This is a genomic window from Mucilaginibacter rubeus (assembly GCF_003286415.2).
GTDB lineage: Bacteria > Bacteroidota > Bacteroidia > Sphingobacteriales > Sphingobacteriaceae > Mucilaginibacter > Mucilaginibacter rubeus_A.
In genome coordinates this window covers 56,507-69,554 of the sequence record NZ_CP043450.1, presented here as the reverse complement: position 1 = coordinate 69,554, position 13,048 = coordinate 56,507, and the positions used below count along the sequence as shown (strand labels likewise).

The 13,048-nt window shown below is 43.6% G+C and carries 10 protein-coding genes; 1 reads left to right on the top strand and 9 read right to left on the bottom strand.

The window, feature by feature from the left end; translation table 11 throughout:
• Positions 1 to 4: 4 nt before the first annotated feature.
• On the bottom strand, positions 5 to 670 hold the full coding sequence (locus DEO27_RS00290) for a hypothetical protein (RefSeq protein WP_146750066.1): 666 nt from the start codon (positions 668 to 670) through the stop codon (positions 5 to 7).
• 281 nt (positions 671 to 951) lie between these two features.
• Here DEO27_RS00290 and DEO27_RS00285 point away from each other — a divergent pair, with 281 nt between their 5' ends.
• On the top strand, positions 952 to 1,518 hold the full coding sequence (locus DEO27_RS00285) for a dihydrofolate reductase family protein (RefSeq protein ID WP_112573522.1): 567 nt from the start codon (positions 952 to 954) through the stop codon (positions 1,516 to 1,518).
• Between the two features lie 67 nt (positions 1,519 to 1,585).
• Here DEO27_RS00285 and DEO27_RS00280 read toward each other — a convergent pair whose 3' ends face one another.
• From DEO27_RS00280 to DEO27_RS00250, 8 genes are all read right to left on the bottom strand, one after another.
• Positions 1,586 to 3,109 carry a glycoside hydrolase family 32 protein gene (locus tag DEO27_RS00280; RefSeq protein WP_112573389.1) on the bottom strand — a complete coding sequence of 508 codons (1,524 nt, stop codon included), beginning with the start codon at positions 3,107 to 3,109 and terminating at the stop codon, positions 1,586 to 1,588.
• 143 nt (positions 3,110 to 3,252) lie between these two features.
• Positions 3,253 to 3,561 carry a hypothetical protein gene (locus tag DEO27_RS00275; protein WP_112573387.1) on the bottom strand — a complete coding sequence of 103 codons (309 nt, stop codon included), beginning with the start codon at positions 3,559 to 3,561 and terminating at the stop codon, positions 3,253 to 3,255.
• Between the two features lie 166 nt (positions 3,562 to 3,727).
• Positions 3,728 to 5,044 (bottom strand): carbohydrate porin, encoded by a 1,317-nt coding sequence (locus tag DEO27_RS00270; protein WP_112573520.1) that lies wholly within the window; start codon positions 5,042 to 5,044, stop codon positions 3,728 to 3,730.
• A gap of 181 nt (positions 5,045 to 5,225) precedes the next feature.
• Entirely contained in the window at positions 5,226 to 7,916 is a 2,691-nt protein-coding gene (mgtA, locus tag DEO27_RS00265; protein WP_112573385.1) for a magnesium-translocating P-type ATPase, read from the bottom strand.
• Positions 7,917 to 7,975: 59 nt separating this feature from the next.
• Positions 7,976 to 8,146 carry a hypothetical protein gene (locus DEO27_RS31275; protein ID WP_190295290.1) on the bottom strand — a complete coding sequence of 57 codons (171 nt, stop codon included), beginning with the start codon at positions 8,144 to 8,146 and terminating at the stop codon, positions 7,976 to 7,978.
• Between the two features lie 211 nt (positions 8,147 to 8,357).
• Positions 8,358 to 9,725, bottom strand: coding sequence for an ATP-binding protein (locus tag DEO27_RS00260; protein ID WP_112573384.1), 1,368 nt, complete (start codon positions 9,723 to 9,725; stop codon positions 8,358 to 8,360).
• Positions 9,722 to 10,411: a response regulator transcription factor gene (locus DEO27_RS00255; RefSeq protein ID WP_112573382.1), complete on the bottom strand. Its 690-nt coding sequence runs from the start codon at positions 10,409 to 10,411 to the stop codon at positions 9,722 to 9,724. The genes DEO27_RS00260 and DEO27_RS00255 overlap by 4 nt, the downstream gene beginning before the upstream one ends.
• 186 nt (positions 10,412 to 10,597) lie before the next feature.
• On the bottom strand, positions 10,598 to 13,039 hold the full coding sequence (locus DEO27_RS00250) for a TonB-dependent receptor (RefSeq protein ID WP_112573380.1): 2,442 nt from the start codon (positions 13,037 to 13,039) through the stop codon (positions 10,598 to 10,600).
• Positions 13,040 to 13,048 lie beyond the last annotated feature (9 nt).

Sequence of the window (13,048 nt, the reverse complement as noted above, 5' to 3'; positions counted from 1 at the left end):
TAACCTAATTATGCGCCAGCTTGGGACGGAGGGTATTAAATATCTTTAATACCAAGATTTGCTGTTTTACAGAAAGCGAATCTGTGCCAATTACGATACCGTAATAATTACCTATCGAATTATTATAACTCCTTTTATCACGCATATAAACAGCGGTTTCGCCCATTGTTCCATTAATCGGCACAGCCAATCGCCTGTACAAATGATTAAAGGTATCTATCTTAACAATATGCCGTTTTATATCCTGGGGCAATTTTACAGGCCAGTTAAACAACCTGTTTTCATGTTTACATGTGGCAATATAATCTGAACCACTAAAAAAGCCGACTTTATCGCTATCCTGAACAGTTGACGGTCTGATAGCAATAACATCTATTTTAGGATAAGTGTTGTTATCGTAAGTAATCCCCGGTTTTTCAAACTGTGTTTGCGCGTCAAAAATAAACCAGCGTTTATTTAAATACTCCTGGGGTGTTTGAAATAAGGTATCGGTATAGTAGCCAAAATCTGTATAAAGCTTAATTGTATCATTCGTAATTTCACCTCCCTGCGAGTCGATACCATTTTGAAGTTTGAAGTTAAAATCCTGCGGAACATCCAGTAGGTACCGGCCTAATTCAATCGTTTTCCAATCTCCATTTGGTCTTGCACAGGAGGTAAATAAACTCAATAGCAAGAGTAACCAAAACCTATTTTTTATTAATGGCTTGTCCGCTCTGATATTTTGATGCATGGGAAATGTAAGGTCAGGGATTAAGTGCTTCCGAAAGCAAGTTATTGAAAAATCATGGTGAATTAAAAATATGAAGTTTTCGAAACATCATTTTAAATACCTCGCATTTTTTGCCGCAAATCACCTCTTGTTGGTCGTGATTACACCCGCCTTGTTATATGCCCTTTAATGATCTTTGTTATGAACAAAACAACGATCATTTATTAAAAACTATTTATATGAGAAAGTTAAAATTACAGATACAGATAAGCATTGATGGTTTTGCAGCCGGGCCAAACGGCGAAAACGACTGGGTATTTCTCTCCGGCGGAGATGAAGCCGGCCTTCAAAAAATAGTAGATCTGGCCGACAGCAGCGATACCCTTTTACTGGGAAGTAAGCTGGCCAAATCAGGATTCATGGAACACTGGCAAAATGTAGCCGATAATCAACCCGATGGCCCTCAGCGAACTTTAGGACAGTTGATTGTAAATATGCGTAAAGTTGTTTTCAGCAGTACAGAAACGGCCGTAAACGGTGCCAATGTAGAAGTTGAAAACGGAGACCTGGCCACCGTTGTAAAGGCACTCAAAAACCAGGCCGGCAAAGACATCCTGGTTTACGGGGGCATCGATTTTGTGAGCTCATTAATCAGCCTAAACCTTATCGACGAATATTTTATTTTCACATGCCCGGTTGCCATCGGAAGCGGACTATCCATATTTAAGGAGAGAAAGATTCTAAAATTGGAAAGCTCAGTAGCTTACAACAACGGGAAGGTGCTTAATAAATACCTACCGGTATAGGCTGACAAAAAGAAAAGCCGGTGTATCTTTTCAAGAAACACCGGCTTTTTACAGGAAACGATCTGTATTACTTTACATCGTTATTCAAATTCCACAATTTTAAGTTTTTAATAGCCGCCTCGCCATCGGCAAAGGCCGATAAACCTGTCGCTTCTTTATCCGGGTAGATCATTGTTGAAATTACTTTCTCACCATCGTTGCCAAATACTTCCAGCGAAGACCTGTCAACCAAGACCTTGATCTTAACAATTCCGCCGGTTATACTCATCGGAGCTGTTTGCACCAGGTTTTCGGGCGATTTATTATTCTTTTCGGAGCCGGTGCAATCAACAAAAAGTTGTTGCTTTTCGGCATCATAGCCTACTACTACCTTTTTATCGGTACCTGCTTTTTCAACCACATTAAATCCAACTCTTTTGGCGTTTTTAATATCAAACTCCGCATCTATCCAATAGGCGTTACCATCGCCGGGAAGCTTCAGACCGGAGCTACCGATAGTCACATTCTTTTTTTCAACCGGCTTACCTTTAGCATATTTAGGCAAAGCTTTGGTTACAAACACCGATGGCAGTTGATTAAGTACCAATCCTTCGCTTGTAGTTTTCAAAGAAAGGTCATGCGGGATAGACATCTGGCCTTTCCATGGGTAAGTTTCCTGTCTTCCGTTTTGCAGCCAGCCTAACAGGATCTTTTTGTTTTGAGGGGCATCACGCCAGGCTATGGCGGCATAAAAAGCATCGCCATAATCCGTTTTTAAAATTTTGCTGTTATCGTTAATGTTCTTGAAAGTTGTACCGTCAAAATCGCCTACAAAATATTGGATCAGCGGACCATGCTCGCCTCCCAGCGATACAAAAAGTACCCACTTGATATTGGCCGGATTACCATCAACTACCAACGGAAGTATAGACGGGCATTCCCAGCCGTTTTTAGTAAACCCCGCCGGACCAAAATCGCTTAGCTTAGTCCAATCTTTCAGGTTTTTTGAGCCGTAAAACCTTACCATATGCTCATCAACCATTGAAACGGTCATTACCCATTGCTTTGACTCCTCATGCCAGAAAACGTTGGGATCACGAAAATCATGCATATTCAGGTCGATAACCGGGTTTTTAGCATATTGCTTATAACTTAAGCCTCCATCGTTACTATAGGCAATAAATTGCGATTCTTTTTTCTGTTTAGGCTGATCGGCAGTAAAAATGGCTACCAATGGAGGTTTTCCGTTTACGCCAAAACCACTGGTATTGTTTTTATCCAATACCGCCGAACCCGAATAGATCCACGTAGTGGTATCTTTTGTAATGACTTCGGGAATGGCAACAGGGAGATGTTTCCAGCTGATCAGGTCCTTACTGGTGGCATGGCCCCAGCTCATGTGTCCCCATTTGTTTTCAAAAGGGTTGTGCTGGTAATATAAATTGAATTCGCCATTTAAAAATATCAGGCCGTTAGGATCATTTGTCCAGTTGTTTTGTGGTGTAAAGTGATATGCCGGCCGCCATTGCGGCGTTGGCACACCCTTTTCCTGGGCAAAAGCGCTGCCTGTTATTGTGATCAATCCCAGGCATAATAATTTAACTTTATTCATATGCTATAGTTTAGTGTCTTGGTTTTTATTTAATTGTTGGTAATGGTGTTGGCTGGCTTTGTTTTTTGGCCACTGCGCTTTTTGCCTTGCTGAACCCGTACCAGTAGATGTTTATTTTCTTCGTTTTGCATAATGACTACAATTTACTCGCCATCAAATTTTGTCTGCAATATAGTTGAGCGAAGCGCTTGTTTGTAATATTCTATGTTAGATATTTTTAGTTTTATTACGATATAGCGAACCGCTGACTGTCCTTTGGGTAAATCAATCATCGCTTGTTTACCCGGAGTAATCTCATGTTTGACGTTAATTCGCCTGCCGGTGACTGCGTTATCGGGATGCAATAGTTTGTCATTAGTATCGTCCACCCGTTTGCGGGCTTTATTAAGCTGTTGCAAGCTGAAAGTTTTAACGCTTGTACCCACTGCAGATTCAGGCAGATACGATTCCATCCGGGAGAGCGGGTTTTGACTTTATGTTATTGAATTTTTCAAAAGTTTTAAGCATAAAAAAGGAAACGTTTAAAATTAACGTTTCCTTTTCGCTCCAGGAGCCGGGTCCGAAGTATAGCTAACTTTAAGCCATTAATCTAACCGGCCGGACTATCCCCTATATCTTTTAGAATTCCACATGCGCCCGGATTCCTAAAACATGTACCGGACCTCTGTCTGCATTATAAGCGGGGTGCAGTACAAACTGGTAGTCTGGCGAAAGCCAAAGCTTTTTCTGCCAGGCATTGATCTTATAGTAAAGTTCAGCGATCATTTCTGACGAATAGTTGAGTTTTCCATCACCAATGATGAAGCCATAACCACCGGCCGCCAGATAGTCCCGGTGTGGTGACGAAAGCCCGTTGGCCACAAAGGCCAATGCCAGTTCATCATCCGGGCGTTTCCATAAGTTCCCTTTCAGCACACCGCCAAAACTCAAAGAGCGGTCAATCTCGGTAAAATACCAGATTTGTGTATGCCCGTCGTTCCAGCTAACCTTTGCAAATACGCCAAAATCCTTACTTAAATATTGTTCGGCGTTAATGCCAAATCCATATTTGTGGCGGCCATAACGCTGGGTGGTATCCACTACCGGCGTAACCGGATTTTCCCGGATGGCCTCACGATAATTGCCCATTTTACCATTGTTCATAAATGTTAAGATTCGAAATACTCCTGGGCGATTTACAACCTGATAACGTTTTTCAAACTCCAGAGTCTGAGTATTGGCTTTACCGATTTTTCCATCCCAGGTAGATGAATTGGCTTCTGTTACACTCAACGTAAAAGCAAACCGTAGTGTCCAGGTGAGTTGCCCAAGTTCGGTATACAGCCCCAATACATATCCGCGGGTGTTAGCCGGGTAGTCCCACGCCCCATTATCCATGAGCGACCAGTTCATGAACTGGCTGCGTGGATCATGACTAAATGTATTGCCGTCAAAAAAGTCGGCCATTCCAAATTTGCCTGCTGTTACCGAGAAGTAACGTTTACTTTGCACACTTGCCGGCTGGTTCACATCGTCGGCAACGGTATCTTTTTCTTTTCCCCATTCAAACCGCTGTGTAAGGTACAAACGGGCAATATAAATGGCCGGTGCAACGCTGTTCACCCTAAAAGTTTCGCCGTTGGGAAAACCTGCAATACCAGTGGTTTTACTCAGACCAGAACCACCAGACAACTCCGGATTAAATACCGCAGTTGCGCCGCGCCACAAGCGTGCAGCGCCAAATAAGGTAGATGTAATAGACGTTTGTGTTTCGCCGCCTGGAGAAAGGCTATTGAGCCCGGTATACAATGCGCTGAACCCGGGCTTATACTGCGTAATAACCGTTTGCTGAAAGTGCAGGCTGAAAGGATTTGACAAAGTTGAATCAGCTTTTTGCGCCATCGCTCCGGCGGAGATCATTAATAAAGTAAGGATTGTAAAAAATACTTTTTGCATAAATTTAGGCATAGCTATGGCAGGCGCCCCCTGAAGAGCGCTTACCGGTAAAAAATAAAATGAGTTAATTATTTATGCGGCAAAAGCCATTTGCCGACTAACAAGTTTACCAAAATCAAAAGCAAGACCGCAATAAGCCACCATAAAAAACGGGCTTTCTTTCTTTTGCTTCGTTTCTTTTTTAAAGCCATTGGTCAAACCGTTTGATGAACCAATTCTTAACATACTGTGTAAGCACGCAATAGCTGGCCAAAATGCCTATCAGCCATGGGAAGTAGCTTAGTGGCAGGGCTTGTAGCTTAAGCGCCGGCGCCAATGGCGAAAATGGCAAAGCAATCCCAATCAGCATAATCAGCGAAGTTAGCGCCAGAACCGGAGCCGTTGCCCAGCTCTGAATAAACGGTATTTTACGCGTACGGATCATATGCACAATCAGTGTCTGAGACAACAGCCCCTCAATAAACCAGCCGCTTTGGAAAAGGCTTTGATTCGCCGGCGTATTGGCTTTGAACAGGAAAAACATCACCGCGAACATAGCGTAATCAAATATTGAACTGATAGGCCCTATGTAAAGCATAAACTTGCTGATGCCCCTTGCATCCCACCGCTGTGGCTGATCTATAAACTCCCTGTCCATGCTATCCCAGGGGATAGAGATCTGGGAAATATCATACAACAGGTTTTGCACCAGGAGTTGTATCGGCAGCATAGGCAGAAATGGCAACAGCGCGCTTGCACCCAGCATACTGAACATATTGCCGTAATTGCTGCTGGCAGTCATCTTGATGTATTTAATGATATTGCCAAAAGTGCGACGGCCGTAAATAACGCCTTTACGCAACACCATCAGGTCTTTTTCCAGCAGGATGATATCCGCGCTTTCCTTAGCTATATCAACGGCAGTATCAACAGAAATGCCTACATCCGCATCCCGCAGCGCGGCCGCGTCATTGATGCCATCGCCCATAAAACCTACGGTATTGCCTTGCTCCTGTAACAGCTTTACAATACGCGATTTTTGTATCGGGCTCAGTTTGGCAAGTATGCTTGTATCATTCAACCTGATCTTTAACGCTTCATCATTCAAGTGTTCTATTTCGCTACCCAGCAAAACGTTTTGAACAGGGATACCTACATCTTTACAGATCTTCCTGGCAACAATCTCGTTATCGCCGGTGAGTACTTTAACCTCAACTCCCAGCTCATGCAGGCTTTCAATAGCAGGTTTTGTAGATGGCTTAGCAGGATCAAGAAAACCGATAAACCCGGTCAGGATCAAATTGCTTTCATCTGCAACGGAATAAGTAAGCGGCCGTTTGTCGGTCTCTTTGATCGCGATCAATAAAACACGCAAACCTTCTTCATTTAATTTCCGTGTAGTGTCCAACACGGTTTTACGCATCTTTTCATCCATCAAAATGATGGCGTCGCTGTGAATCTGCAGCTGATGATTTTCTCCCGGGTCAAAAGCATGACTGCACAAATCCAGCATTTCTTCTACGGCACCCTTGCAAATGAGCAAATGGCGGCCATCGTTTTCCTCCAGGATCACAGACATGCGGCGGCGCTGAAAATCGAACGGGATCTCATCTACTTTCTGATATCGCTCTCCTTCAATAAGGCATGCATGCTCATCTGCATGTTCCAGCACGGCAATATCCAACAGGTTTTTCAGGCCGGTTTGGTGATAGCTATTCAGATAAGCCCATTTCATTACCTCGTTATCCTCGGTACCAAAAACGTTAAGGTGGCGTTCCAGCACAATTTTGTCCATAGTGAGCGTACCGGTTTTGTCTGTACATAAAATGTTCATCGCGCCGATGTTTTGGATGGCATTCAACCGCTTTACAATCACCTTACGTTTACTCATATTACGGGCGCCTTTGGCCAGGTTGGCAGTTACAATCATGGGCAGCATCTCTGGTGTTAAACCAACCGCCACTGAGATCCCAAACATCAATGCTTCAACCCAATCACCCTTGGTAACGCCATTCACAACAAATACCAGGGGCACCATTACTAACATAAAACGGATCAACAGCCAGCTTACCTTGTTCACGCCCTTGTCGAAACTTGTTTCGGCACGTTTGCCCGAAATGGCTTTGCCGATGCTGCCGAAATAGGTTTGGCTGCCCGTATTTACCACCACGGCTGTAGCGGCACCGCTGATTACGTTGGTGCCCATAAAACAGATGTTATCCAGATCAAGCAGGTTACCGGTATCAGCATCTGATGCGGCCGCTTCCTTTTTCTCTACCGGTAAAGATTCACCGGTTAACATGGCCTGGCTAATGAATAAATCTTTCGACTGCATTACGCGACAATCTGCCGGAATCATATCACCCGCGCTCAGGTAAACGATATCGCCTGATACCAGCTGTCTGATATCTACTTCGGCTTTTCCTTGAGGCCGGCGCAAAACTGTCGCCGTTGTTTTAACCATGCTTTTGAGTGCTTCCGCGGCCCGGTTACTGGTAAACTCCTGCCAAAAACGCAGCAGCGAACTGAGGCATACCATCACCACAACCACAATAACGGTTTTATAGCTGCGATCTGCAGGGGGTGACATAAGTACATCTGTTATAAAAGAGACACTTGCCAGTACAATTAATACAGCAATAAACGGATTAAGAAAAGCCTGAAAAAGCTGCACATACCAGGCGGGTGCTTTTTCATGTGCAATTTCGTTAGCCCCAAACTGGCGGTGTTTATCGGCAACGCTATGGGTATCAAGACCATGCTCATTGCTTTCCAGCAAATTAAGGAAGTTATGTTGTTCATCGCCGGCTGCCTGGCGCAGTTTTTTGGCCGCGTTTTCATCAAGGCCGGTAGCAACGGTATTGATTTTTGCCTTTATTTCTTTGATAGTCATTTTGGTTTTTCATTTAAAAGTTTGGAATAGGACGATAAAATGGGGAGCACCATGCGCACTTAGTAATCCTCTGCATCGGTAGGGATGTGCAAGTGAAATGGCAGCGCAAAGCTGGAAGTATCACCCTGCAAAAGGCGCAATTTGTTCTTTACCGGGCGGCCAGCAACAGGCCAGGTAAACTTTGGAATGTTTGGATGGATATTTTTACCCACGTTTTTTTCTTTACGCATAGCGATAGCATTGTCCTGCCTGGCAGGACTGCATAAAGAATGATCAGATCCTGCTTAGCGGGGAAGTTTTAAAAATTGAGGTTGACTACTCGGACCTGTATCCATGGTTGTTTGTATTGTTTTAACGCGGGCAAAAGTAAGGTGCCCCAACGGGAAAGCCCGTTAGAAACCTTTTATAAAAAAATTAGAATTTTATTAGAAAAATCAGTGGTTACTGATGGGGCAGGTGAACTGTAAATGTGGTGCCTTTTCCGGGAACTGAATACACCGTTACAGTGCCGTGATGCAATTCAACGATTTTTTTTGATAGCGAAAGACCTATACCATTGCCCCTGGAATATTGACTATTTTGCCCCCGGTAAAAGGCATTAAAGATATTTTGCTGATCGGCTTCGGAAATGCCCACACCATTATCCTGGATGCGGATGATACCTGTAGTTTCGTTATAACTGATGGAAACCGTGCATTCATGATCTGGTGAAAACTTGCAACCGTTCTCCACCAGGTTCATCATAGCTACCTTTAGCAAGTAGGCATTTCCCTTCACTGTTATCTGCTTTTCATCCTCAATATCTTTCTCAAATACCATATTCACTTTGAACGAGGGATGATTGTGTAACACATCGCTATGCGCGTCAAGCAATAATTCATCAAGCCTTACCTGTTTAAATGATATTTCGGTATGATCATAGTTGGCCTTGGCCAAATCGAGCAGGCTATTAGATAGTCGCACCAGTTTCTTTGCGTCACTGATGGCATGAACAATTGATTCTTTATAAAACAGGTTATCACGTTCTTTTTCCATGGTTACCTGCAACTCGGTTAACATGGCGGTTAAGGGTGTACGCAGTTCGTGCGATATATTGGAAACAAATTCCTTTTGCGCATCAAAAGATCGTTCAAGCCTATCGAGCATGGCATTAAAAGTTACGGCCAGCTCTGCTATCTCATCCTTACCATTACCCTCGTTCAACCTCAAATCAAGATTAGTAGCAGTAATTTCTTCAACCTTATCTACCATATCAGCCACCGGTTGCAAGGCCTTGCGGGCAAAAAACTGGCTTGCAAAATAAATCAGGATAACGCCGACCAGAAAAGTAAGGCATAAGGTATACTCCAGGTTACGCAATCTGGCATATCCCTGTTTATCATTAGCAGCCGCAGTAATTACATACTGATGGCCGCGATGCATGTACAAGATCCCCACAACCTGTAAACTGCCCTGATAAAAACGGATCTCCTTCCGGGCAACAATATTGTCAATCATCCCGCGCGTTTCTTTCACTTTGTCAATCTCTACCGCATCATGGTACAGCAGGTGAAAAGAGGTGTCATAAATTGCCACTTCTTCTTCAAACAATGTATTTTCTGCATTGCGGTAAATCAATTGCAAAACCGAGGGATTGACTTTGGCATCAAGCAGCAGATTGGCCTTGGTTATGGCCGTATGGCGTAAAAGGCCATAATAGTCGTCTTCCCGGTCGTTAGCCAACGACCAATAGATGATCAATGAGAACAATAACAACAACCCCGCAATACCGGCGGTAAACAAAACGGTAAGTTGTTTACGGATAGTCATTTCTCTTCTCTGAATATAAAGCCCATGCCAGGCTTGGTATGAATGAGCTTAACGGGGTAATCGCGGTCTATTTTTTTGCGCAGGTAGTTGATGTAAACATCGATGAAGTTGGTACCTGTATCAAAGGTTGTTTCCCATACCTTTTCGCCAATCTCCGACCGGGAAAGCACACGATCACGATTGCGCATCATGTACTCCAGCAACTTAAACTCCTTGGGGGTCAAATTAATCTCTGTACCGCTCCGATAAACAGTTTTGGTATACGTATTCATCTGCAGATCGGCAATAACCAGAGATTCACCAAGCTTAGGTTTACCAACAAACTGCTGCCTCTTGGCCAGTGCCCGCACACGTACTTCAAGTTCGCGGAATTCAAAGGGCTTCACCAGGTAATCATCTGCTCCGGCATCAAATCCTTCTACCTTATCATCAGTAGTGCCCAGGGCCGTGAGCATCAATATAGCTGCTTCCGGCTTTTGCGATTTTACGTATTTACATAGGTCGAGCCCATTGATTTTAGGGAGAATAATATCAGTTATGATAACATCATACTTTTCCTGTAACGCCAGTTTTTGCCCCAGCAGCCCGTCATAAGCTACGGTGATCTGACAGCCGGTTTCTTCCAATCCGCGCTTAATCACAGTAGCTAACCGGTCATCATCTTCTATGAGCAAAATGTTATACATAATGAAAATCCTTTTAATAATGTTCCGCTCAACCCTGAACTACTCAAACAGTTCCAAAAGTAATATAAACATTAAAGAAAAATCAAATCGCAAAAAAAGCTGCAGAACCTCGAACAGTTTAAAGCATCGATGATACTAATGTTATTGAGTAAAAACAGGTTCAATTCCCTTGTTAGCTATAAGAAACTAATTCTTCACCCTGTTCTGCTCACTTTCCGCCCCGTTGGCGTCATGCTGCCGCTGGCCGGATATAGCTTTCCCAAAACGGTAACTAAGTGATAGTACCCCGGTGCGGGTGTCATTCAGGTTACGCCAGTTGGCCTGGGTTTGATTTAAGTTATTGATTACGCCGGTGTTTTTAAAGGTGTAAAAAATATCATTTACCACCAGCTTAAGTGTAGTTTTAGCCGAAAGCTTTTTAGAAACAGCAGTATTCACCTTACCCCTGCTGCCACTTACAAACTGGGCGCTGGTAACCTTGCTCTGATAACCGCCATCAAGCTGAGCAGTCCAATCATTAGGCAGCTTAAAGGTAAGAATGGGCCTGACAAAGAAATAAGTGCCCTTGCTATCCAGCAAACCGGTATAAAAATTACTTACCGAATGAATTTGAGATACCCTTCCGCTAATGTGGAAGTTAAACCATTTGGCAGGATCAAATGTGCCATCAAAAGAAAGTGTTTTAACCGTATAGGTGCCAATATTGCCGGGGCGACTGTAGTAAATGCCATCAACAATTTCAATGGTTTCTTCTACATCGTCCCTTGATCGGCTATAGCTTAACGTGGTAGTGAACTTGCTTTTATAGGTATGCGATAACTCAAAATTATCGGTAAATGTGGGCCTTAAAAAAGGGTTGCCTGTATAGTAGGTAAACTTATCAAGCGGTGAAAGAAATGGATTGAGATCCTGGTAGTAAGGACGATCTATACGGCGGCCATAGTTCAGGCTCAACTGATTCCGGTTAGCAGTATCCAGCTTGTATTGCAGATAAATAGTGGGGAACAGGTTCGTATAATTACGTTTAAAGGCCGAATCCGGCTTTTGCGCATTGCCTAATTGATGCCCGTTTGATATGGTATTTTCTAAACGGAGGCCTGCCTGTACCGACAGTTGCTTATAATCCTTGGTTGCATTGATATAAGCCGCGTTGATATTTTCTTTGTAGATAAAATGATTGGTTTTACCGTAATCCGGCATCATGGCGCCCTCTGTAGAATAAAAGTAATCGGCAATGTTATTGGTATGGGTATAGCTTGATTTTAAGCCGCTTGAAAGCTTTAGGCCATTTTTCAATGGATGATCGTAATCAGTCTTGGCCGAATAGATGTGGATATGCGCAGGCAGCATCCCTGTCAGTATCTCGTTGCCAACAAGCGTGCCATCGGGCAGGAAGCTGCTGTTGTTGAATAATTGGTTATTGTTGGTGTAGTAATCGAGATAATCAAGATCTGCAGAAAACTCGTGCCCGTTTTTATCAAACTGGTGGCGGTAGTTTAGATTAGCACCTCCATTTCTAAAGGTACCGTGTTCCTGGTTATGGGCGATAATGGTAGAGTCGGGCTGGTTAGCCGCATTTGAAAACTGACTGGTTACCGGGGTTTTAGTATTGTATGGATTGTAAATTCCGGTAAGGTTAATACCGAATGTGCTTTTATCCGAGATATAATAATCCACGCCTATCTTAGCAAAATAGTTATCGCTCTTACGTCTGATGAAGGAGTTTTGAAGAAAGTTAGAAGTAATATCCCCCTGTGCATTTTCAAAGTGGCGGTTGATATTCAGGTCGCTGAAACCGTTGCCTTTATTGTAGCTCAAATTACCGAATATGTTTACCCGGTTATTACGGTAATTAAAATTAAGACTGTTGTTGGTTTTAGCGTAGCGCCCCTGCGTATAATTGAGGTTTAAACTGCCATTAAAGCCTTTAACCTTATTTTTCCTGGTGCGGATGTTAATCACCCCGCCATTACCGGAGGCGTCATATTTTGCCGGCGGATTAGGCATAAGCTCAATCTGGTCGATGGCAGCAGCAGTTAACGATCTGAGGTAATTTTCCAGGTCTTGCCCTGACAGATAGGTGGGCTTATCATCTATAAAAATGGTCACGCCCTTTCCTTGTAAACTTATGGCGGCATTTTGATCAACGATAACGCCGGGCGCTTTTTCCAATACCTCGAGCGCGGTGCTGCCGCTGTTACTGATCAATGCTTCCGGGCTGATGATTGTCCTGTCTATCTTTTGTTGTACAAAAGGCCTTTGCGCGCTTACACTCACCTCTTTAAGCGTTGTACCAGCCATCTGCAAAATTATTGGCTCCATCGCCTTATCCTGTTCCAATTGTAATATGCCCGATTGATATTGTTTATACCCCATCATGGAGACCGATAACTTATAACTGCCAGGTTTCACCTTAAAACTGTAAGCTCCTGAAGCATCGGCAAGGGCGGTTTTAACCAATGCCGAATCCCGGCCGTTGAGCAGGTAAACCGCCGCACCATCCAAAGGTTTATTATCCGCGCCCGCCACTTTACCGCTAAGGTTAACGGCAATGTTTTGAGCCGATGCAAAAGTTGGAGCAATAGTTATCCAGGCGACTAAAAAAGCCGCAATTTTTATTTTCATCATAAGGTGTAT

Excerpts from the sequence above, each read along its gene's own strand:
- DEO27_RS00285 (WP_112573522.1), top strand. The coding sequence starts at position 952 with ATGAGAAAGTTAAAATTACAGATACAGATAAGCATTGATGGTTTTGCA.
- DEO27_RS00280 (WP_112573389.1), bottom strand. The coding sequence starts at position 3,109 with ATGAATAAAGTTAAATTATTATGCCTGGGATTGATCACAATAACAGGC.
- DEO27_RS00275 (WP_112573387.1), bottom strand. The coding sequence starts at position 3,561 with ATGGAATCGTATCTGCCTGAATCTGCAGTGGGTACAAGCGTTAAAACT.
- DEO27_RS00270 (WP_112573520.1), bottom strand. The coding sequence starts at position 5,044 with ATGCAAAAAGTATTTTTTACAATCCTTACTTTATTAATGATCTCCGCC.
- mgtA (WP_112573385.1), bottom strand. The coding sequence starts at position 7,916 with ATGACTATCAAAGAAATAAAGGCAAAAATCAATACCGTTGCTACCGGC.
- DEO27_RS31275 (WP_190295290.1), bottom strand. The coding sequence starts at position 8,146 with ATGCGTAAAGAAAAAAACGTGGGTAAAAATATCCATCCAAACATTCCA.
- DEO27_RS00260 (WP_112573384.1), bottom strand. The coding sequence starts at position 9,725 with ATGACTATCCGTAAACAACTTACCGTTTTGTTTACCGCCGGTATTGCG.
- DEO27_RS00255 (WP_112573382.1), bottom strand. The coding sequence starts at position 10,411 with ATGTATAACATTTTGCTCATAGAAGATGATGACCGGTTAGCTACTGTG.
- DEO27_RS00250 (WP_112573380.1), bottom strand. The coding sequence starts at position 13,039 with ATGATGAAAATAAAAATTGCGGCTTTTTTAGTCGCCTGGATAACTATT.